Source organism: Paraburkholderia sp. BR13439 (assembly GCF_040948805.1).
Lineage (GTDB): Bacteria > Pseudomonadota > Gammaproteobacteria > Burkholderiales > Burkholderiaceae > Paraburkholderia > Paraburkholderia youngii.
On record NZ_JBFPKN010000019.1, the window covers coordinates 142,798 to 164,473 of the forward strand.

At 62.1% G+C, this 21,676-nt stretch carries 19 protein-coding genes and 1 pseudogene; 10 read left to right on the plus strand and 10 right to left on the minus strand.

Annotated elements, in window-relative coordinates; all coding sequences use genetic code 11:
- Positions 1–112: 112 nt before the first annotated feature.
- From AB3X96_RS31040 to AB3X96_RS31060, 5 genes are all read right to left on the minus strand, one after another.
- The gene (locus AB3X96_RS31040; protein WP_368592690.1) at positions 113–1,744 is read right to left on the minus strand and encodes an ABC transporter ATP-binding protein; all 1,632 of its coding nucleotides are present in this window, start codon (positions 1,742–1,744) and stop codon (positions 113–115) included.
- The gene (locus AB3X96_RS31045; protein ID WP_368592691.1) at positions 1,741–2,847 is read right to left on the minus strand and encodes an ABC transporter permease; all 1,107 of its coding nucleotides are present in this window, start codon (positions 2,845–2,847) and stop codon (positions 1,741–1,743) included. Before AB3X96_RS31045 ends, AB3X96_RS31040 begins: the two co-directional genes overlap by 4 nt.
- On the minus strand, positions 2,847–3,884 hold the full coding sequence (locus tag AB3X96_RS31050; protein WP_176108251.1) for a microcin C ABC transporter permease YejB: 1,038 nt from the start codon (positions 3,882–3,884) through the stop codon (positions 2,847–2,849). Before AB3X96_RS31050 ends, AB3X96_RS31045 begins: the two co-directional genes overlap by 1 nt.
- Positions 3,885–3,933: 49 nt before the next feature.
- Positions 3,934–5,850 (minus strand): extracellular solute-binding protein, encoded by a 1,917-nt coding sequence (locus AB3X96_RS31055; protein WP_368592692.1) that lies wholly within the window; start codon positions 5,848–5,850, stop codon positions 3,934–3,936.
- Between the two features lie 182 nt (positions 5,851–6,032).
- Positions 6,033–6,380, minus strand: a complete 348-nt coding sequence (locus tag AB3X96_RS31060; RefSeq protein WP_368592693.1) for a hypothetical protein — start codon at positions 6,378–6,380, stop codon at positions 6,033–6,035.
- A gap of 460 nt (positions 6,381–6,840) precedes the next feature.
- Between AB3X96_RS31060 and AB3X96_RS31065 the strand changes: the two genes are divergently transcribed.
- The 6 genes from AB3X96_RS31065 (at position 6,841) to AB3X96_RS31090 (ending at position 14,590) form a co-directional block, all read left to right on the plus strand.
- Positions 6,841–8,127, plus strand: coding sequence for an MFS transporter (locus AB3X96_RS31065; protein WP_368592694.1), 1,287 nt, complete (start codon positions 6,841–6,843; stop codon positions 8,125–8,127).
- Positions 8,128–8,146: 19 nt separating this feature from the next.
- Positions 8,147–10,582: a TIM-barrel domain-containing protein gene (locus AB3X96_RS31070; RefSeq protein WP_368592695.1), complete on the plus strand. Its 2,436-nt coding sequence runs from the start codon at positions 8,147–8,149 to the stop codon at positions 10,580–10,582.
- Positions 10,583–10,676: 94 nt separating this feature from the next.
- Entirely contained in the window at positions 10,677–11,861 is a 1,185-nt protein-coding gene (locus tag AB3X96_RS31075) for a porin (RefSeq protein WP_368592696.1), read from the plus strand.
- Positions 11,862–12,033: 172 nt separating this feature from the next.
- The gene (locus AB3X96_RS31080; protein ID WP_368592697.1) at positions 12,034–12,732 is read left to right on the plus strand and encodes a hypothetical protein; all 699 of its coding nucleotides are present in this window, start codon (positions 12,034–12,036) and stop codon (positions 12,730–12,732) included.
- 183 nt (positions 12,733–12,915) lie between these two features.
- Positions 12,916–13,305, plus strand: a complete 390-nt coding sequence (locus AB3X96_RS31085; RefSeq protein WP_368592698.1) for a hypothetical protein — start codon at positions 12,916–12,918, stop codon at positions 13,303–13,305.
- A gap of 643 nt (positions 13,306–13,948) precedes the next feature.
- Entirely contained in the window at positions 13,949–14,590 is a 642-nt protein-coding gene (locus AB3X96_RS31090; RefSeq protein ID WP_368592699.1) for an HD domain-containing protein, read from the plus strand.
- 279 nt (positions 14,591–14,869) lie between these two features.
- Here the strand turns inward: AB3X96_RS31090 and rclC are convergent, their stop codons facing one another.
- Together rclC and AB3X96_RS31100 are read right to left on the minus strand one after the other, a co-directional pair.
- Positions 14,870–15,448, minus strand: coding sequence for a reactive chlorine resistance membrane protein RclC (gene rclC / locus AB3X96_RS31095; protein WP_368592700.1), 579 nt, complete (start codon positions 15,446–15,448; stop codon positions 14,870–14,872).
- Positions 15,449–15,457: 9 nt separating this feature from the next.
- The gene (locus AB3X96_RS31100) at positions 15,458–15,811 is read right to left on the minus strand and encodes a carboxymuconolactone decarboxylase family protein (protein WP_368592713.1); all 354 of its coding nucleotides are present in this window, start codon (positions 15,809–15,811) and stop codon (positions 15,458–15,460) included.
- 63 nt (positions 15,812–15,874) lie between these two features.
- Between AB3X96_RS31100 and AB3X96_RS31105 the strand changes: the two genes are divergently transcribed.
- Positions 15,875–16,879 carry an AraC family transcriptional regulator gene (locus AB3X96_RS31105; protein ID WP_368592701.1) on the plus strand — a complete coding sequence of 335 codons (1,005 nt, stop codon included), beginning with the start codon at positions 15,875–15,877 and terminating at the stop codon, positions 16,877–16,879.
- A 55-nt stretch (positions 16,880–16,934) separates the two neighbouring features.
- Here AB3X96_RS31105 and AB3X96_RS31110 read toward each other — a convergent pair whose 3' ends face one another.
- Positions 16,935–17,258 (minus strand): MBL fold metallo-hydrolase, encoded by a 324-nt coding sequence (locus tag AB3X96_RS31110; RefSeq protein WP_368592702.1) that lies wholly within the window; start codon positions 17,256–17,258, stop codon positions 16,935–16,937.
- Between the two features lie 130 nt (positions 17,259–17,388).
- Positions 17,389–17,577 carry a hypothetical protein gene (locus AB3X96_RS31115; RefSeq protein WP_368592703.1) on the minus strand — a complete coding sequence of 63 codons (189 nt, stop codon included), beginning with the start codon at positions 17,575–17,577 and terminating at the stop codon, positions 17,389–17,391.
- A 549-nt stretch (positions 17,578–18,126) separates the two neighbouring features.
- Here AB3X96_RS31115 and AB3X96_RS31120 point away from each other — a divergent pair.
- The 3 genes from AB3X96_RS31120 to AB3X96_RS31130 all read left to right on the plus strand — a co-directional run bounded on the left by AB3X96_RS31120 (position 18,127) and on the right by AB3X96_RS31130 (position 20,605).
- Positions 18,127–18,309: a LysR family transcriptional regulator gene (locus tag AB3X96_RS31120; protein ID WP_368592704.1), complete on the plus strand. Its 183-nt coding sequence runs from the start codon at positions 18,127–18,129 to the stop codon at positions 18,307–18,309.
- A gap of 48 nt (positions 18,310–18,357) precedes the next feature.
- Positions 18,358–19,137: a LysR substrate-binding domain-containing protein gene (locus AB3X96_RS31125; RefSeq protein WP_368592705.1), complete on the plus strand. Its 780-nt coding sequence runs from the start codon at positions 18,358–18,360 to the stop codon at positions 19,135–19,137.
- Between the two features lie 235 nt (positions 19,138–19,372).
- On the plus strand, positions 19,373–20,605 hold the full coding sequence (locus AB3X96_RS31130; RefSeq protein ID WP_368592706.1) for a PLP-dependent aminotransferase family protein: 1,233 nt from the start codon (positions 19,373–19,375) through the stop codon (positions 20,603–20,605).
- A gap of 605 nt (positions 20,606–21,210) precedes the next feature.
- Here AB3X96_RS31130 and AB3X96_RS31135 read toward each other — a convergent pair.
- Positions 21,211–21,495, minus strand: a pseudogene (locus AB3X96_RS31135) (hypothetical protein); the annotation flags it as partial.
- Positions 21,496–21,676 lie beyond the last annotated feature (181 nt).

The following is a 21,676-nucleotide window of genomic DNA, read 5'->3' on the forward strand; positions in this document are numbered from 1 at the left end:
ATCAGACGTCTACGAAAAAGTTTGGTCGATACTAGCCAGTAAGTATTTGCGTGTCAAAAGGAATAGAAAAAATCAATCGCGACGCGCACTCAATTGGTGAAACGGTGAAAAATCAACGATCAAGCGCCGCTTTCAGCAGCTTTCGCGTGTAAGGATGCGCCGGTGCCGCAAAAATTTTCTCGACTTCGCCGGTCTCGACGATCGATCCGTTTTGCATCACCACGACGCGGTGCGCCATCGCCCCGATCACCTCCAGATCGTGACTGATGAACACGAAGCCGAGGTTGTACTTGTGCTGCAAACCGGTGAGCAGCTTGAGCACCTGCTGCTGAATCGAGACGTCGAGCGCGCTGGTCGGTTCGTCGAGGATCAGCACGCGCGGCTCGAGTACCAGCGCGCGCGCGATTGCGATGCGCTGCCGCTGCCCGCCCGAAAACTCATGCGGATAGCGATACAGCGCGGTACGGTCGATGCCGACTTCACGCAGCACCGCGAGCACCTTGTCGCGCCGCGCCTGTGGCGTCATCTGCGGCCGATGCAGCGCGAGCCCCTCTCCGACGATCCGCTCGATCGTCTGCCGCGGCGAAAGCGAACTGAAAGGGTCTTGGAAGACAACCTGCATATTCGAGCGCAGCGCGGTCTTTTCTGCGCCGCGATAGCTCGCGAGCGCCCTGCCCTGAAACTGAATCTCGCCGTGCGCGGTGCGCTGCAGACCGAGCAGCGCCATCGCGAGTGTCGACTTGCCCGACCCTGATTCGCCGACGATCCCGAGCGTCTCGCCCTGGCGTACCGACACGTTCGCCGAGTCGACCGCACGAAACCGCCCCGCGCCGAACCAGCCGCGCAGGCCCGGCAGCTTCGTTTTGAAGTCGACCGACACGTCGCGAGCTTCGAGCAGCACCGGCGAAATCGGCAGCACCGGCGCGACCTCGCGCTGCGGCCGGCTGGCGAGCAGCCGCTGGGTATACGGATGGCGCGGCGCCTCGAAGACCTGCTCGACCGTGCCGGTTTCGACCAGCACGCCCCGCTCCATCACCGCGACGCGCTGCGCGAAGTGACGCACCAGGTTCAGGTCGTGCGTGATCAGCAGCACGGCCATGCCGCGCTTTTGCGCTTCGTCGCGCTGCAACTCCAATAGCAGTTCGACGATCTGCGCGCGAATCGTCACGTCGAGCGCAGTGGTCGGCTCGTCGGCGAGCAACAGGCGCGGCCGGCAGGCGAGCGCCATCGCGATCATCGCGCGCTGCCGCTGGCCGCCCGACAGCTGATGCGGATAGCTGTTGACGCGCTTCTCCGGTTCGGTGATGCCGGTGCGCGCAAGCAACGCGACCGCGCGCCGGCACGCCTCGGCCACGCTGACGCCGTCATGCACGACGATCGTCTCGGCAATCTGGTCGCCGATCGTGTACAGCGGGTTGAGCGCGGTCATCGGCTCCTGGAAGATCATCGCGATGTCCGAGCCGCGCAGGCCGCGCATCGAGCGCTCGCTCTTCACGAGCAGATCTTCACCATCGAAGCGGATCGCGCCGCTCACCTGCGCGTCGTTCAGCAGGCGCAGCACCGACAGCGCGGTCACGCTCTTGCCCGAACCCGACTCGCCGACGAGCGCGACGCGCTCGCCGCGCGCGATCGCGAGCGTGACGTCGTCGACCGCCACCGTGTCGCCGAACGCAACGCGCAGATGGTCGAGTTCGAGCAGCGGCATATCCGTCGATGGCGGATCGATTTGCGGCAGCGCGCTCATTGGCCACCTCCGGCGTGTATCGCATCGGAGATACGCGTGTCGAGCGCGTTGCGCAGCGCGTCGCCCATGAAGGTCAATAGCAACAGCATCGCCACCAGCACGCCGAAGGTTGACATGGAGATCCACCATGCGTCGAGATTCGCCTTGCCCTGAGCAAGCAATTCGCCCAAGCTCGGCGTCGGCGGCGGCACGCCGAGGCCGAGGAAGTCGAGACTCGTCAGCGCGAGAATCGCGCTGCTCATGCTGAACGGCAGGAACGTGATGACCGGCGTCAGACTGTTCGGCAACACGTGACGCCACATGATCTGCCAATGCGACAGGCCCATCGCGCGCGCGGCGCGCACATAGTCCTGCTGGCGATTGCGCAGGAATTCGGCGCGCACGTAATCGGACAGGCCGATCCAGTTGAACAGCGACAGCAGCACGATCAGCAACGCGAAGCTGCGCTCGAAGATCGACGAAAAGATGATCAGCAGATAAAGCTGAGGCATCGCGTTCCAGACTTCGATCAAGCGCTGCCCGACGATATCCGTTCGCCCCCCGAAGTAACCTTGCACCGCCCCCGCGACGATGCCGACTATCGTGCTGATCACGGTCAGCACGAGGCCGAACACGACCGACACGCCAAAGCCGTACAGCAGACGCGCGAACAGATCGCGGCCGCGGTCGTCGGTACCGAGCCAGTTTTCGCGCGACGGCGGCGCCGGGTTGGGCGCCTTCGAGAAGTAGTTGAGCGTGTCGTAGTAGTAATGATTCGGCGGATACAGCGCGAAGTTGCCCGGCGCGTCGAAGCGGTGACGGATGTACGGATCGAGGTAATCGGTCGGCGTCGGGAAGTCGCCACCGAAGGTGGTCTCGGCGTAGGTCTTCACGAGAGGAAAATACAGATGACCGTCATAGCGCACGACGACCGGCTTGTCGTTCGACCACAGCGGCCCCACGAGGCTCGCCGCGAACGCGACGACGAAGATGATCAGGCTCCAGTAGCCGAGACGCTGCTGGCGAAACCGCTGCCACACGCGACGCGCCGGCGACGGCGACATCAGTGCGCGCGCGGGTTCGGTGCGTGCCGCCGCATCGGCGGAAAGGCGGGCTCGATTCATCAGCGCTCCAGTTGTTCGAATTGGATGCGGGGATCGACCCACACGTAACACAGGTCGGAGATCAGTCGCGTGACGAGGCCGATCAGCGTGAACAGATACAGCGTGCCGAGCACGACCGGATAGTCGCGCCGCATCACCGATTCATACGACAGCAAGCCGAGCCCGTCGAGAGAGAACAGCGTTTCGATCAGCAGGCTGCCGGTGAAGAACGCGCCGATGAAAGCACCCGGGAAATTGACGATCAGCGGCAGCAGCGCATTACGAAACACGTGCTTCCACAATACGCGCCGCTCGGACAAACCTTTCGCGCGCGCGGTCAGCACGTACTGCTTGCGGATTTCGTCGAGGAATGCGTTTTTCGTCAGCATCGTGACGACCGCGAAGCTGCCCACCACCGACGCCGTGATCGGCAACGTGATATGCCACAGATAGTCGAGGATTTTGCCGATGAGGCTCAGTTGGCCCCAGTTGTCGGACGTGAGGTTGCGCAGCGGAAACAGCTGCAGGAAGGTGCCGCCGCCGAACAGCACGAGCAGCAGCACGCCGAGCACGAAGCCCGGAATCGCGTAGCCGACCAGCACGACGAGGCTCGTCGCGATATCGAAGTGCGAGCCGTTGCGCACCGCCTTCGCGATGCCGAGCGGCACCGATATCAGATAGGTCAGAAAGAACGTCCACAGGCCGATGCTGATCGACACTGGCAGCTTCGACACGATCAGCGACCACACGCTCTGATGCCGGAAATAGCTCTGGCCGAGATCGAAGGTCGCGAAGCGCTTGAGCATCAGCCCGTAGCGTTCGAGCGGCGGCTTGTCGAAGCCGTACAGCTGCTTCAGTTGCGCGATCTGCTGCGCATCGACGCCGCTATGCGAACGCAGCCCGAACGGCGAGGCGCCCTCCGCGCCCTTGCGCAACTCGTGCTGCATCTGCTCGACGGGACCGCCCGGCACGAACTGGATCACGACGAAGGTCAGCGTCAGCACGCCGAGCAGCGTCGGGATCATCAGCAGCAGGCGTTTGAGGATGTAGCTCCACATAGGCGGTGTTCCAGTGCGAACGCGTTGGTGGGGGCGATGGGTCTGCGGATCAGTCGGCGCTGGCCGTGTGCGCATGCGCCTGCGGATCTTCGTACCACCACATCGTCGTGATCCAGCCCTCCGCGCCATAGTACAGCGGCAAAGTCTTCGGCCACGCGAGTCCGCGCTTGTACGCGACGCGATGCGTGCCGCTGTACCAGTGCGGCACCACATAGTAGCCATGCATCAGCAGACGGTCGAGCGCGTGCGCAGCGTCGGTCAGCTGCTCGCGCGTTTGCGCGTGTACGAGCGCGTTCAACACCGCGTCGACGGCCGGCGACTTCAGGCCGATCGCGTTGTCCGAGCCGGGGGTATCGGCGGCCTTGCTGCCGAAGCGGGTGATCTGCTCGGAGCCCGGCACCTGGACGTCGGGCATCCGAATCGTCGTCACGTCGAAATCGAATGCGTCGAGCCGCTTCTGATAGACCGCGAAGTCGGTAGTGCGGAAGTTCACGGTAATGCCGAGCTTCTGCAGATTGCGCGTGAAAGTCGCGATGATCGGCTCCATCGACGAGGCCGAACCCGCGTCGTCGAGTATCTCGAACTGGAACGGCTCGCCCTCGGCGTTGCGCAGCGCGCCGTCGCGATAGGTCCAGCCGGCCTGCTGCAGCAGATCGCGTGCCTCTAGCAGATTCGCGCGCAGCGAGCCGGGCGGATCGGTATCGGCCTGCTTCGGCAGCGGCCCGAATACCGCCGGGTCGAGCTGGGCGCGAAACGGCTCGAGCAGCGCGAGCTCGCCGGGCGACGGCAGCCCCTTCGCCTGCCATCCGGTATTGGCGAAATAGCTATCGATGCGCGTGTACTGGCTGAAAAACAGCTGGCGGTTCAGCCATTGAAAGTCGAGCGCGAGATCGAGCGCCTTGCGCACCCGCACGTCCTGGAACAGCGGCCGGCGCGTGTTCAGGAAAAAGCCCTGCATGCCGGTGCCGTTGTGCTGCGCAAACTCGCGCTTGATCAACTCGCCGCTGTCGAACCTCTTGCCGACGTCACGCCGCACCCAGTTGCGCGCGATGTATTCGACCAGCGCGTCGTACTCGCCCGCCTTGAACGCCTCCAGCCGCGCGGTGCTATCCGCATACAGCTTGTAGACGATGCGATCGAAGTTGTTCATGCCGACGCGCACCGGCAGATCGGCGCCCCAGTAGTTCGGGTCGCGCTTAAACGTGATCGTACGGCCGTTGTCGAAGCTGTCGATCAGATACGGCCCGCTGCCGATCGGCTTTTCGAACGCAAGCTGATCGAACGGAATGCGGCTGCCGTCGGGCTTCAACCCCCACTTGCGCGAGAACACCGGCATGCTGCCTGCGAGCAGCGGCAACTCGCGATTGCGCTCGCGAAACTCGAAGCGCACCGTGGCCGGATCGACGACGACCGCGCCCTTGATCTCGCTGAAAAGCGATGCGAACTGCGGCGCGGCCTGCGGGCTCTTCAGCGTATCGAGCGAGAACTTGACGTCGTCGGCGGTCACGGGCTCGCCGTTCGAAAAGCGCGCGCGGGAATTGATGCGGAACGTGACCGACAGGCCGTCGGGCGCGACGACGATGTCGTCAGCGAGCAGCCCGTAAGCCGACGCGACTTCGTCGCTGCTGCCGATCGTCAGGCTCTCGAACATCAATTCGAGGCCCGGCGCCGCATTGCCGCGCAGCGTGAACGGATTGAACTTGTCGAAGCTCGTCAGACGGCTCGGGTTCGCGAGCACGAGCGTGCCGCCTTTCTGCGCATCGGGATTGACGTAGTCGAAGTGTTTGAAGCCCGCCGGATATTTCGGCTCGCCGTATTGCGCGATCGCATGGACGGCATGCGCATGCGGCGCGGCGAGCAGACTCGCGCACAGCAGCGCGACGGCGAACGCGGCGCGCAAGGGTCCGTGGAGCACGCTGTGTCGAAGTCCCTCAGGCGTTTGAACCCGTCGCGAGCCAGTTGTCATGGAGTCGTGCTGGTAAGTGGGCAGTGGCGATGTGGGGAATTCTACCCAATTAGCTTGCGCGATCCGGCGGGCCACTGCGACGAAACGCATCAGTTATCGATGTTTCAGCGCAGAAAACAAAAACCGCCCTCGAAGGGCGGTTCTGATGTCGCAGCGGCCAGTTAGCGCGCCGCGGTGCCGGCTCAGTGCCAGCCGCGATGCTGGTCGTAGTGACCGCGCCAATAGTCGCCGTGGCCCGGCGGATGGTGGCGATACCAGTCGTCGCGCGCCCAGTAGCGACTGCCATCCCAGTAACGGTCGCCATGCCAGCCGATCACGATCTGCGGACCGCCGTAGTACACGGGAGCCGGCTGATAGACGACGGGAGGCGGCGGAGGCGGCGGCGGTGCGTAGACCGGAGCCGGTACGACGTAGACCGGCGCGGGAATGCCGATATTGACTCCGACGTTGAGCCCCGCGGCCATCGCGGCACCCGATGCAGCCAACGTGAACACCCCGAGCATAAGCGGAACAAGACGAACGGACTTCATTGATCACCTTTGTACGAACATGTTTTGTTGGCGGAAATATAACGCAAGGCAGGAACACGCGTATTTCAACTTTGTAATAACTGATGCTGAAAATCGCCTGACCGGCTGCGGCGTAATGTCTGGTTACATCCGCCATACGGCGCTAAAAAAAACGCTTCCGGCGGGGCCGGCGGCTGAGGTCTGTCAGGCTTACCGCAAACGAACATTTCATGTTCGAAAGAACATTCACGCTCGCATTTCGGATCGCAGTCATCCGATCACCTCTCAAAAATTCTGAGAAAGATTACCAAATTATCTCGAAAAATCAATGAAAAATGCCGCGTGTGCTCTGGTTTTCCCGAATATCTAGCCGGGTTCCAAGTGGTAGGATGACCTCCTTGAAGACCAATAAATGTTCGAATTCGCGCATTTCCGAGCGCCGCCTCGGAGGCAACCGCTCAATGCGCTACGGAGACTGATTTTGAAAACGATCAAGGGATTGCGCTGGTGGATCATCGCCCTCGTTTGCGTTGGGACGATCGTCAACTATCTGTCGCGCAACGCGCTCGGCGTGATGGCGCCCGAGCTGATGAAGCTGCTGCACATGAACACGCGGCAGTACTCGTACGTGGTCGGCGCGTTCCAGGTCGGCTATACGGTGATGCAGCCCGTCTGCGGCCTCATCATCGATCTGATCGGCCTGCGCCTCGGTTTCGCATTGTTCGCGTGCCTGTGGTCGCTGACCGGCGTGTTCCATAGCTTCGCGGGCAGCTGGTTTTCGCTCGCCGCGTTGCGCGGCTTCATGGGTCTGTCCGAAGCGGTCGCGATTCCGGCCGGCATGAAGGTCGTCGCCGAATGGTTTCCCGATCGCGAGAAATCCGTCGCGGTCGGCTATTTCAACGCGGGCACCTCGTTCGGCTCGCTGCTCGCGCCGCCCCTCGTCGTGTTCCTGTCGCTGCGCTACGGCTGGCAGAGCGCGTTTGCAGTGACCGGCGCGCTCGGCTTCTTCTGGGCCGCGGCATGGTTCGTGCTGTACCGCTCGCCCACCGAGCACAAGCGCGTGAGTGACGCCGAGCGCACAGCGATCGTCGAAGGCCAGGCACCGCCCGCGGCCCGCCGCGCGAGCGTGCGTGAAGTACTGGGCACGCGCCGTTTCTGGGCGATCGCGCAGGCACGCTTTTTCGCCGAACCCGCGTGGCAAACGTTTAGCTTCTGGATTCCGCTCTATCTCGCCACGCAGCGTCATATGGATCTGAAGGAAATCGCTCTGTTCGCGTGGCTGCCGTTTCTCGCCGCGGACCTCGGCGGCCTGTTCGGCGGCTATCTGTCGCCGTTCCTGATGAAGCATTTTCGCGTGCCGCTGATCTGGTCGCGTATCTCGGGCGTGGTGCTCGGCGCGCTGATGATGCTCGGCCCGGCGTCGATCGGTCTCGTCGCGTCGCCGTACCAGGCGATCGCCCTCTTCTGCGTCGGCGGCTTCGCGCACCAGATGATCTCGGCGCTCGTCAACACGCTCGCCGCCGACGTATTCGATCCCGGCGAGGTCGGCACCGTCGCCGGCTTCGCGGGCATGGCCGCGTGGATCGGCGGCCTCGGCTTCTCGCTGATGGTCGGCGCGCTCGCCGATTCGATCGGCTACACGCCGCTGTTCGGCGCGCTCGGCGCGTTCGACATCATCGGCGCGGCGCTGCTGATCATCCTGATGCGCGGTGTGCCGCGCCACGGCCGCGCGCGCCGCGCCGACCTGAGCGTCAACACCGCTACCTGACCTCCCTCGAAGACTCGTCATGCGTTCACAGATCAATCTCAAACATCCGCCGCGCTTCGCACTCGCCTCCAACGCTGGCAACCCCGCGGCCAACCCGGTCGTGCTGAGCGCGCAGCCGAATTGCCGCATCGAGCTATTCGTGCTCGCCGAGGACATCATCCGCGTGCTCGTGCTGCCGGACGGCGAAATGCACGGTCCGCGCACGTGGGCGATCGCGCCCGGCGCGGACGACGTGCCGCTCGAAGGCCGCGAGCGCCGCGACCTGAGTGGCTTTACGCCGCCGCCGTTCACGGTGAACGAAGCAGCCGGCCACGTGGCGATCGAAACGGCGCGCGTACGCGTGAGCGTCGCGCTCGAAGGCGGCGCCTGCGCATGGGACATCCTGCACGAAGGCATGTGGCATCGCGTAATGAGCGATCGCAAGACCCAGGCGTACAACTTCGGCTGGTGGGACTCGCGCGTCTATCACTACGTCGAGCGGCGCCGCGACGAAATGTACGTGGGCCTCGGCGAGCGTGCCGGCTCGCTCGATCGCGCGCAGCAAAGCTACGAGATGCGCAACATCGACGCGATGGGCTACAGCGCACGCACCACGGACCCGCTATACAAACACATCCCGTTCTACGTGACGTGGCAGCCGCAGACGTCGACCGGCTTTGGCCTGTTCTACGACACGCTCGCCGATTGCCGCTTCGACATGGGCCGTGAGCTCGACAACTATCACGGTCGCTATCGGCACTTCATCGCCGAGCATGGCGATCTCGACTACTACTTCATCGCGTCGCCCGGCTCGCCGCTCGACGCGGTGCGCCGCTTCACGTGGCTCACCGGACGTCCCGCGTGGATGCCGAAGTGGGGCCTCGGCTACTCGGGCTCGACGATGAGCTACACCGACGCGCCGGACGCACAACAGCAGATGGGCGAATTCATCGAGCGCTGCCGCGAGCACGACGTGCTGTGCGACTCGTTCCATCTGTCATCGGGCTATACGTCGATCGGGCCGAAGCGCTATGTGTTCAACTGGAACCGCGAGAAGTTTCCTGACATCGAAGGCTTCATACAGAGCTATCTCGATCACGGCGTGCGTCTATGCGCGAACATCAAACCGTGTCTGCTGCAGGATCACCCCGCGTTCGACGACGTCGCGCAGGCCGGCCTGTTGATCGAAGCGCGCGATGGCGGGCCCGCATGGGTGCAGTTCTGGGACGAAGTCGGCGCGTATCTCGACTTCACGAATCCCGCGACGATCGACTGGTGGAAGGCGCGCGTGAAGGACGCGCTGCTCGAATATGGCATCGCGGCCACCTGGAACGACAACAACGAGTTCGAGATCTGGTCGCCGCATGCAATTGCGCGCGGCTTTGGCAAGCCGTATCCGGCACATCAGGCTAAGGTGCTGCAAACGCAGCTGATGATGCGCGCGTCGCACGACGCGCAGCGCGAGCATGCGCCCGATATGCGTCCGTTCCTCGTATCGCGCTCGGGCGGCGTGGGCATGCATCGCTATGTACAGACGTGGTCGGGCGACAACTACACGTCGTGGGAAACGCTGCGCTTCAATCTGAAGATGGGCCTCGGGCTCGCGATGTCGGGCGTGTCGAATAGCGGCCATGACATCGGCGGCTTCTCGGGTCCGGCGCCGCAGCCGGAGCTGTTCGCACGCTGGGTCGCGTTCGGCATATTCCTGCCGCGCTTTTCGATTCACTCGTGGAACGACGACGGCACCGTCAACGAGCCGTGGATGCATCTGGAAGTCACGCGGCACGTGGCGGACCTGATCAAGCTGCGCTATCGGCTTATCCCTTACCTGTACGAGCTGCTGTGGCAATCGCATAGCGCGTACGAACCGGTGCTGCGGCCGCTGTTCGCGGAGTTTCCGCGCGATCCGCGCTGCCTCGTCGACGGCGACGACATGATGCTCGGCTCGTCGATGCTGGTCGCGCCGGTGGTCGATCCGGGCCGGAGCACGCGCGACGTGTATCTGCCCGCCGGTTCGCGCTGGGTGTCGTACTGGAGCGGCGAAGCATTCGACGGCGGCCAGACCGTCACACTGCCCGCGCCTATCGAGCGTCCGGTGTTCCTGCTGCGCGAAGGCAGCGTGATTCCGCTCAACATCGCCGAGCAGCATTTCGGCCGCCCCGCCGACGAGCGCGCATTCCTCGCGGTGCCACATGCCGGCGCGGGCACCGCGCAAGGCGGCTCGATCGAGGACGACGGCGAGACCGAAGCCTGGCGCAATGGCGAGCAAGGCCGCTGGAACGTCACGCTGACGGGTGACGCAAACACGTTGCGCGTGACGCTCGAGCGTCCGCAATGGAAGCATCGCACGCAGCTGCAAGTGCGTGTGTTCGTGCCAATGCATGAGACACGCGCGATCGCCTGCACGAACGGCACGCTCGATGCCGACCACACCGCAAACGGCTGGCGCTGCCTGACGATTTCGCTGCCGCACTGACACACAGCACCGACTCGCGCTACTAGGCACTGAACGACACACCGCACCGGCCTGAGGGATCAGGCCGTCCCTTCAGTCTGGAGACGTCCCAATCATGAAAATCAGCCAGCGCGCGCGCACCCGCGCGTTCGTCCTCTGCTGCCTGCCGTTCGCGGGCGCCGCGTTATCGACCAGCGCGTCGGCGCAAAGCAGCGTCGCGTTGTACGGCGTCGTCGACAATGCGTTCGCCTATGCCAGCAACCAGAAGGGGCATTCGAACTTCTACATGAGCCAGGGCAATCTGCAGGCGAGCAAGTTCGGCTTGCTCGGCTCGGAAGATCTCGGCAGTGGCACGAAGGCGATCTTCCGGCTCGAGAGCGGTTTCAATTCGCTGACCGGCGCGCAAAGTACCGCGGGTTACCTGTTCAACCGCCAGGCCTACGTCGGCCTCGCGAACGACCGCTACGGCACCGTGACGCTCGGTCGCCAGTACACGCCCTACTTCCAGATGGTCGGCGCACTCGGACCGACCGGCGTGCTGACCGGCGCGACCGGCGCGCACCCGGGCGATCTCGACGCCCTCGACACGACGCTGCGCTTCAACAATTCGGTTACCTATCTATCACCGACGATCGCGGGCCTGCAGGCAAGTGCGCAGTACGGTCTCGGTGGCGTGCCCGGCAGCGTCGCGAACGGCAGCCTGTTCAGCGCGGCACTGCGCTATGACTTCCAGCCGGTATCGCTCGCAGCCGGCTACGTGAAGCTGAAGGACATCGCGACGAGCGCGGCGCTCGGCAGCTTCGCGATCAACTCGCCGGTCAACAACGGTTATGCGAGCGCGCGCAGCGCGCAGCTGTTCGCCGCGGCGGGCCGCTACACGTGGCACGATCTGATGGTGGGCGTCAACTACTCGAATGTGCAGTACGCGCCGGGCCACGGCTCGCTGTTCTTCGACAAGGCCGTGTTCAACACGTACGGCGCGATCGCGACGTACCGGATCACACCGAGCGTGACCGTCGGCGGCGGCTATAGCTTCACGCAGGCAAGCCAGGCGAATGGCATCACCGACCCGGCGCACTATCATCAGATCTCTCTCGAACAGACCTATAGCCTGTCGACGCGCACCACGCTGTACGCGCTCGAGGCCTATCAGCATGCGGGTGGCAAGTCGCTGATCGCGTCGGGCAGCGGCGTGACCATCGCCGACGCGATCGCGGTGGTCGGCGACTCGCAGAACACGACGCCGTCGTCGGGCCCGTCTCAGTTCGTCGGCATGGTGGGGTTGCGGCACGCGTTCTAAGCGACCCGGGTTCAGAGCGCCATGCAGTGATCAGGATGCCTGCATAACTGGCAGTGAGAGGAAACGAAACAGCGGTCGCCGAAAAACAAAAACCCCGCACAGCCTAGACTCTGCGGGGTTTCACCACCATTGCTGGCGGAGACGGAGGCATCTTTGCTCTGCCCGCAAACCCATGCCGGGAAACAAGTCGGCCTTCCGGCAACTCCGTCACGGCGCGCAAGGGATAAACCGGCCGCAGTGGTCGAAGGTTATCCCCGAGGTCAACCAGCGGCTGGACGCGGTACTTGACTGCATCGCCCGCCGCCTGCTTAAGCCCGAGGTCCTCCTCGAAGCCGGCACGGCCGACGATCGCTTCGACATGGCGCTTCGGATGGCCACGCTGCTGTATTGGAAGACAGTACCGCTTGAGCGTCGCGAGGGTCATGTGATCGACAAGGTGGCGCTGGTGCATATCGCGCACGAAGCGCGGCGGTTGATCAATGCGAATGCCAGGCCATCATCGCGGCTGGAACAAGAGCGGCTCGATGATCTGCGGCGGCGGATCAGCACATTGCCGCAGGATGCCAGATCATTCCGAAAAGTCCCCGGCAATGCAGAAGATACATGGAACAGGTTGGCGGCCGTTTTCGACGAAGACGACAGCGTGGCCATCGACTTCCTCCGAATCGATCATCAGAGTCGCGGGTACGGTCTTGCCGCCGAAGGTGGCTTCACCAGCAAGTTGCTGACGGCAAACGATGGTGTTTCTGTGCGCGTCGGCCCCTCTGCAGGATTCGGAATGATGCACACTGATGTCGAGCGTCATGACGCCGAGTCAACCTTCGACGGGACTCACCGGAAGTCTGTCGGACCAGTTAAACCACGCCCCTAGCCTCGGTATGCCTTTGGTCGATTTCGGAACCGTCAACGCTGACGTCTACGAGTCGGGCTCGATTGATCGTGCGCGGCTCATTCGCAAGGCGGACACCTGCAACACCGCGTCTCTTTCGCGGATATCGAGTTTCGCACCGTTTCCGCGTTCACCAATGCCATCGAGGCACAGAAGGACGAATGGATGCAACTGTTCGAGTATCGCTTCGCTGACGAAAGCAATGCGCGCCAGCGGCAGCTTCTGGCTCGCGCCGAACTTTCCCGGATACTCGGTGAAATTCGGAATAACGCAAGACCGAACCAGGTGTTTTACTTCAGACGGCGGTTGCGCGAGCACGCGGCAAAAGCCCTCGATGCGAATGAGACGCTCGCGTCAGCACTGCGGTCGGCACGCGCATCGCAAGCCGAGCTGGATCAGATCGAAGCGAACTCGGCCGGGATTTCTGGCTACGCCTCAATCGTGGATGGTGACGGAAATCAAGGTCGTCGAACAGGTGTCCGACACAAGCGCACGCGGATGGCTCGCGGGACTCTTCAACATGACAGTGCAACAGTCAGTGGAAGGCGAACATGAACTGCTTGCGCAGACGGTGCCCGCGAGCGCACTGGACGAGTTGGACCGCCGGTTGCCGCGACCCGGCGATGCTGTCGTGCCGCCGTCGCACAGGCGCACGCGCGGTCGGGAGTACGCGAACCGCCCTCCTCCCCCGGTGCCCCGCCGTGCGGTAAACAAGAGTAGATCGGAAAGGAAATTCGACGCGACGCTCGATTGCAATCCTGATTCTTGCGCTGCTTGGTACGGGCAGCAACGCACCTGCAGCGACAGACAGCTGTGAACAAGGACACGGCGAGAAAGCATAAATGCCTGTGCCACTCGCGGTCTGACGCGCGAGCAGGCAAAGCGCCTTGCGCTGCAGGCCAGGTTCCACGAAGGCGTATACTTCGCACCAGGCGTTGACGTTCCGACGGGCAGTGCATGCTAGCCGAAACGATGGCGTGGCGGTTTTGAAGAGCGGCGCGGGCGTCAGGGTGACGCACAGACAAGTTCGCGCAATCAAACTCGACGTCGCCCTCTTTGGGTGGAGTTGAAGTGAAATATGGAAAACTGGGTGTTATGACGAACGACATGTCCATCATTCGCGTCGCACGTGTGTGGCGTTCTCCCCGACGCGGGGGAACGACCTGAACTGCAATCCCACCATGGAAGAGAGGAAGCAATGAAACGCCCAGTAACGGTTGGAGGAGTCACCGCCCCGGACTCCCAACTTGCACACAGAGCGGCGTCCCTGGTCGAAAAGATCCATTCGCCCGCGTTGCTGCATCACGTGTACCGGACATGGTGGTTCGCCGAATTCATCGGAAAAAAACGCGGATTAAAATATGACCGGGAGCTGGTGTATCTCGCAGCCATGTTGCACGACCTCGGACTGACGCCTGAATACGCCGGTGAGCAGCGATTCGAAGTTGACGGCGCAGATGCCGCTAGTCGCTTTCTCGAAACCAACCACTACCCTACCGACAAGGTTGATCTGGTTTGGGATGCGATTGCGCTGCACACGTCAGCAGGAATTGCGGACCGTAAGCAACCAGAAGTTGCACTGATTCATTTCGGCACACATGTCGACATTTTTGGGCTTCGTCTCGACGAAATCACGCCCTCGCTCGTCGACGAAATTCTGGAGCTGTATCCGCGCGCGGGCATGAAGGCGGCGTTCATCGAAGCATTGACCGCGGTGGTAGCCCGCAAGCCTCATACCGCGATTGGCACGGGGCTCGTCGACATCGGACACCGCCACGTGCACGGCTTCTCCTGCCCAAACCTGTGCGATCTCATCGAGCACGCGCCTTTTGATAGCTGACAAGCTTCAGTCGGTATTCACAGCGCACGGGACGATCGGATTGTCCTGGAGCCGATGTTGTGGGCAAGCGGATTGGGATTCCTAGATGGATTCGCCGGTGGTGCTCGCGGCGTCGACGAGCGCTCATGCGAACCTTGATAGCAAGCACACTAGTGCTCCACACGCGCTTGACATTCAGGTCGGCGACGCGTGGCAGCAACTAATGCGCAGTTGGCCGGCAGCTTCGCCGGCGTGAACGAAATGAAGGCGGTTCGTAGCCTTGCGATGATTGGAATCATCTCAGCTGGACTGGGGCGCCTTAAGCAACGCCCGGGCGCTGTCGGCCATCACCAGCAGAGCGCCGGCCAGCATCATGACATCTTTTAGCACCAGCCGTCCCGCCCCCGACAAGTAGGGGAAGCCGTGTTGGGCGTCGCCCAGCGCGGCCACCCAGGCCTCTGGCGTGGTGAACAGAAACGACAGCGTTACGATGGGAGTGAGGAAAGCCAGCACGGCCCCCACGAAACCCAACCGTCGCGAGAAAAGGCCGGCCAGCGTGAGCAGGCCGATCGTGAGCTCCACGGTGCCCAGGCCGTCCGACAAGGAGTAAGTGTTGTTCGACGTCTGCCATGCCCGCTCGGACGGCTTCAGCTCGCCCTCGTGAGTGAAGTGGGTCTTGTACTCCTTCGGGTGTTCGTAGAAGAAGAACATCACCGGGCTGTTCGCCACGAAAGGCGTGATGCTGTCCGCTTCGTAGGGTACGAACTTCAAGGCACCGATCCACAGGAAGACGATGGCAATGGCAATACGCATCAAGTGACTGCCAAAGCGGCTCGAACCTGCAAGCCGGACGAGCAAGGGGCGGAAATAGTGGTCCATGTTCCGTACTCAGGCGTTGGCCTGCTCCTTGTCAGTGGTGTCGAAGGCATCGAGCGCGCGGGTTGAATAAACTATGGCTGCTCCAGCGTTGGCGGCCATTGCGACGCCGAGGGCTTCGGCGATCTCCTCTTTCGTCGCGCCGAACTCGCGGGCGGCGGCGGTATGCACTGCGATGCAGCCGTCGCAGCGCAAGTTGATGGCAACCGCCAGGGCGATGAGCTCGCGCGTCTTGTCGCCGAGATGCTCGGTCTTCTGACCTGCGCCACCTAGGGTGATACAGCCTTTGACCGTGTCCGGGTCGAGCTTGCCGAAGCCGCCGACGCCGCCGACAAGTTGCTGGCGGTACTGTTTCCAGTCGTGCATATGCATGAAATTTTCCTGTTGTGTATAAGTGCAACCATCGTAGCTATCAGAAGGAAATGAGTTATGTCCGCGCGACGCAATTCGAATGCCGAACGGCTCAACGAGCGCGACACTGCGCATTCTGTCAGCCTACCAGCCCGCGACTCGTTGAGCGTCATCGCGCCGCTGTTGCGGGTGCGGCCGGAACTGCAGGAGGTGTGCCGTTTCGCTTCGCAATGGAAGGCCGTGCACGAAGCGGAATCGCCCGGCTGGGCCCAGTTTCATATTGTGACCAAGGGCAGCTGCCGCCTGGAACTGCAATACGGAGAGTGCTTCGAGTTGGAAGCGGGCGAGGTGCTGCTGCTCCCTCATGGCGATGCCCATGTCGTGCGCTCGGTCAGCGGGGACCGCAACCCAGATGCGCGGGTCCGCATCGAATCCAACAACGCAATCAGGATCAAGACCAATACCGCTGACGAAACTGACACCGAGCTGATCTGCGGCCGCCTGCTCTTCGAAGAGGTCTCCAGCAACCTGGTTGTCGCGGCGCTGCCTGGGACCATCCTGCTCCGCTTCGGCACGGACCAGTTGCTGAGCCGTCCGAGTACGCTGGTGCAGATGATCGAACTGGAGCTAAAGTCCGCCCTTCCAGGAGCAGCGGCCATCGCCACCGACCTCGCCAGCGCGCTATTCGTGGTTATGCTGCGCGCTCATTTCGAGCAGGCGCGATCGTCCAGCGATCTGGTAAAGCTACTCGCTACGCCTGCGTCTGCTCGGGCCGTCAATGCGATGTTGAGCGATCCGGCCCACGGCTGGACGTTGGATGAGCTTGCCACTGAGTCGCATGTCTCACGGGCGACTCTGGTGCGCACGTTCCAGAAGGCTGCCGGAATAGCTCCGCTCGCCTTCCTCACGGAAGTACGCCTGGGGCTGGCCCGGCAACGCCTCACCGCCACTGGTGCCTCCCTGATGAAGGTCGCAATGGCGGTCGGTTACGACTCTGAAAGCGCATTTGCGCGGGCCTTCAAGCGACGGTTCGGGACTTCGCCGGGCAAGCTGCGCAGTCTCCATCAGAAGGCGGAGACCTGAAAAGGCATGCGCGTGCATGGTCATGGCCGCCCGTGGACAGCCTGCGGCGCATCGTTCAATGGAGGCTAAACCGGTGCTCGCCCCACGGGTCGAACGTCGCAGAAGACATTGACCGTTCGTCGACGATGCTGCGGGGAATACCGATTCTTCCGCCGATGCGGCGCTTGAGCACCGCCGCCCCCGAAAGAAGATCGTCATGCGCGTGCGTCGCGAGTATCCACTGAACCTCGAGGCGCTTCTTCTCGACGAAAGCGACGAGGCGCTCGATCGAATGCGTGGACGATTGCCCGGATGCGGCATCGAAATCGAGAACTGGATCGATGACGGCGCACGGCGAGCCGTATCCGGCGTGGACAATGTGGCTGATCGTACCGCCCAAAGATCGAAAAATGACTCGACGTACGGAAACATCAACGACACTCCTCTGACATGGCGCCCGGCATTCGATATCCGTCGACGGCCTTCCAGACAAACGAAAGCGTATGCGGGATCGAAGCTGGTGCCATGGTTCATTGTCGGCTTCGTGCGATCAGCAGCGCCATGCGCCGCGGCAACCTCAGTGCGCGTCCGATCCCATAGCTCACGAGGATGGCCGCGAGGACGATCACAACGATGCCCGACAGCAATTTGACGCCACTCTCTTGCAGCGTGGCGGCCGTGAATGATGCACCGAGCAGCATGACGGAGATTTCCAGCAAGGTTTCGCGCTAAACGTTACTCCGCTTGCCCAACGCTCGCCGGGCGTCCAAACGATACGGACCTGCGCGCCCACGAGGATCGCGAGCACGAGTGATTCGAGCCATACATGACCGAACAAACGCGCTTGCAGCGTTTGCAGTAACCATGCGATCACGCACACGCCGATACATAGCGCGACGCCGGGAATCAGTCCAGCAAGGTAACCCGGGCAAACCGGATTCTTGCTACGGGATGTTGGGCGATTTGGGGAAGAGACGACATATCGACACCAGTCGGTTAAATAGAGCGACTAGGCTGTGTGTCGTTCGGCATGCTGAAAAATACAAAATAGGCACCCATGCTCTGACTTTGAGTTATACCCAACTCGTTTCCCAAGACCGGGCACGCCCTTTTAAGATGATCGATTCCTGCAGGAATCAGTTTGTTGTCGCGAGATCCTTTAAAGGAAAACGGAACGCCGCTACCATCGTGGCCATCGCGTGGGAAACCGTCAGTCATGGGATCTCTGGCCATGGATCCGCCACGGCGATTTTCGCGGGCCGTTGCCAATGAATTTCACTCATCTGTTTGCGTTCTACGAAGTTGCCCGCGCCGGCAGCTTGAGCGGCGGCGCTTTGCGCCTGCGGGTGAGCCAGCCCGCTGTTAGCCGCGAGGTCAAGGTACTGGAGGAGCGACTCGGTGTTCTGCTGTTCGACAGGCTACCCCGAGGCGTGGCCCTCACCTATGCATGAAAACTGTTATTCGGTTACGCGGAACGGATATTTACCCTCGCAGAAGCGGTGCGATCCGAATTAAAGGAAGTCGCTGGACTGAGCGCCGGACACCTGAAAATAGGCGCGAGCGCAACACTCGGTGTGTATCTCGTGCCGAAGATGATCGCGGCATTCACTACGCTATATCCGAAGGTCAGCATCGAACTGGCTGTGACCAATACACAGGAAGTCGTAAGCGGCCTCGGCAACGGTGATTTCACGCTTGGTTTCATCGAGGGTCCATATGACGAAGCGCGCCTGCATGCGCAATTTATTGGCTCCGACGAAATCGTGCTCGCAGCCGCGCACGGATATCGGCAAGGCAACGCGCGACTGCTCGCGCGCGATCTTGCAGCACAGATAGTGATCCTGCGCGAACCGGGTTCGGGTACACGAGCGGTAGTCGAATCCGCGTATCAGCGCGCCGGGCTTGAGATGATACCTTCGATATCGGTGAGCGACACCGAGGCCATCAAGCGCATGCTTGTCGCGCAACAGGCCATAGCCTATGTATCCTCGCTCAGTATCGTTGAGGAAATCGCTCGTGGCGAACTCCGCACACTGGAAGTGGCCGACATGCGAATAGAGCGCGCGCTGAATCTGGTCTGGCTCAAGGGGCGTTCGCTTTCGCCATGCAGTCAGGCTTTCTTCGAACTCGCCCTCGAGCATACGGCGGATGCGGAATTCCGATTCCCCGTCACGCCGAAGGTCGCGCACCCGCACCGGAGCGCCGACATTTCCCATGGCCTGGTGGCGCGTGGAACGCCGGCGCATCTTCCGCAAACGTCGCAACCAGGTAGTCCTTGAAGCGACGCACCCTGGAACGAGGAAGACAACCAGTTCGCGCCTTACGGGCATTTCTGAGGAGCACGCCCGGCGCCCGCAGTCTCGCACTCAGCGCGTGCAGCGGCGGAAGCAAGCGAAAAAGGCCAGATTAAGTCGTCGTCCCTATCGTTTCCATGCGAAAACAGTGTTACTTCCTTGGCGGGCTTTTTCATCTTTTTACTGCTGTCTACGATGACGCTCTTCAAGGAGCAATCAGATGGCAAATACGTTGTCCCATGCCGAGCGGCGTATCGCTCAACGTGCGCGGTCGCTGAAAAGTTCGGCGATTCGTGAAATTCTCAAGCTTACCGAACGACCCGAGATAATCTCGTTTGCGGGCGGCGTTCCGTCACCCGCCTCCTTTCCGCTTGCAGCGCTACGCGATGCATCCGCTCGGGCGACACATGCTTCCTGTGCCGACACGTTCCAGTACAGCGCGACCGAAGGCTATGCACCTTTGCGCGAATGGGTCGCGCGTAAGCACTCGACCAGCCAGCACCCCGTCTCGCCGTCGAATGTGCTGATCACGAGCGGCTCCCAGCAAGGGTTTGACCTCATCGGCAAGGTACTCGTCGATCCGCAGAGCGCGGTGCTCGTGGAGCGTCCGACGTATCTCGGCGCGTTGCAGTCGCTCTCGCTGTATGAACCCGAATTCGTAAGCGTGCAGACGGACGAACACGGCATCGTGTCGAACGCGCTCGAATACATCGAACCCGAACGCGCCACGCTGTTGTATCTGCAACCGAACTTCCAGAACCCCACGGGTGCACGTCTGCCGATCCAGCGTCGCAGGAAGATCGCGGAGATTGCGCAGTGCACGGGGCTCATCGTCGTCGAGGACGATCCCTATGCGGCGCTCGCGTTCGATGGCAGACAATTGCCATCCATCCATTCGATGGCGCCCGACAACGTTATTTACCTGGGCTCGTTCTCAAAGGCCCTCGCGCCTGGATTGCGTGTCGGCTACATGATCGTGCCGGACGCGTTCCAGAGAAAATTCGTGCAGGTCAAGCAGGCGGCCGATCTGCATAGCTCGACGCTTTCGCAACGCATCGTCTACGAGACCGTGCGTGACGGTTTTCTCGAAACCCATGTGCCACGACTTGCCAGCTTCTATCGCGAGCAATGCGAAGCGATGCTATCTGCACTCGAAGAGCACATGCCCGAAGGCGTGCACTGGAACGTACCCGAGGGCGGCATGTTCATCTGGCTCGCGCTGCCGCCCGACATCGACAGCGCCGCGCTGCTCGAAGACGCGCTTGCCGTCGACGTCGCATTCGTCCCGGGCGCGCCGTTCTTTGCGCGCGATCCGCTTCACCACTTCCTGCGCCTGTCCTTCGCGACCGTATCGCCGCAGCAGATCGATCGCGGCATCGAACGACTGGCTGCGCTCATCAATGCGCACCCGCTTGCGTTCAAACCCGTGCTCGACCTAAGTCTCGACCGCTGACAACCCGGCTGACTCTATTGTTGCTTGCCCCGCCTTCGAGGCTTTCACGTCAGACCCCGCGCGCCTCGCTGAAGTGGGTGCGTCGTCGCGCGCCGCTTTGAGGACTCTTCGAAATGAGAAAAACCGCAAGATTCAACCCGACGACCGGTTCGCGCAAACGCGATGCTGGATCAATCGCCATACGCTATCTGCCTGCGATGCTGATTCTATTGCTGTTGGCAGTAAATGCGTTCGTCCTTGGCATTGTTGGATAGCTGTGCCCCTCTTCCAGCATCACTGCCTTAGGCAGCGGAGATTGGAGAAGAATCCAGTTGCGTCATTCAATTGATTCGTCAAGGTAGCGCATCGGCGTGGATTCTGGACGATGTCATGGGAGCACAGATTAAATTCGTACGATCAAACATGGCTTCGCACTCCTTCGGCTGATTCGGTGCTCGCCACGCATGTCCTACGGAGACGCGCCTCTCGCGATGCGTCGCCCCCCCAGGCTGCTGCCGGGTCTTCCCCACTTTTCTGTGCCGCCTTGCGACACCAGAGAGCGAGATTTTGCTCGCCCGCGAACAACCAACCGCTTGCATGAGCTTCTCACGCATTTGGAACAGCCCTCACTCCTCACAGATCCAGACGAGCCCAATCGAGGTCGGGCGCATCGACGGTGCGCGGATCGGGGCGCTGCGCGCGAGGATGTCGATGATGATCATCGGTGCACCGCAATGCCGGCAGATGAAGACAGTCGCAAATTGGATGAACGTCTCGTTTGGTGGCGTGTTGACCTCGGGTGCGACGTTCAGCAGATCCCGGACCTTCGCGAGACTGGCGCGGCGCACCGGGTGGGCGAGCAGCCCATAGTGACGGAAACGATGGGACCCGCCGGGCAGCACATGGAGCAGGGAATGAAATGAACGCGTCCCACCCGTGAATGTGAGCGCAAAGGGAGGTGGATTCTCACGGGCCAACGGCATCGATGTGCCCACGTGGAAAATACGAAGTTTCCAGGCAAACCGGAGGATCCGTCGTGAAGCTTACGCCAGTGGGGATTGACATTGCAAAGTCGGTTTTTCAGGTCCACTA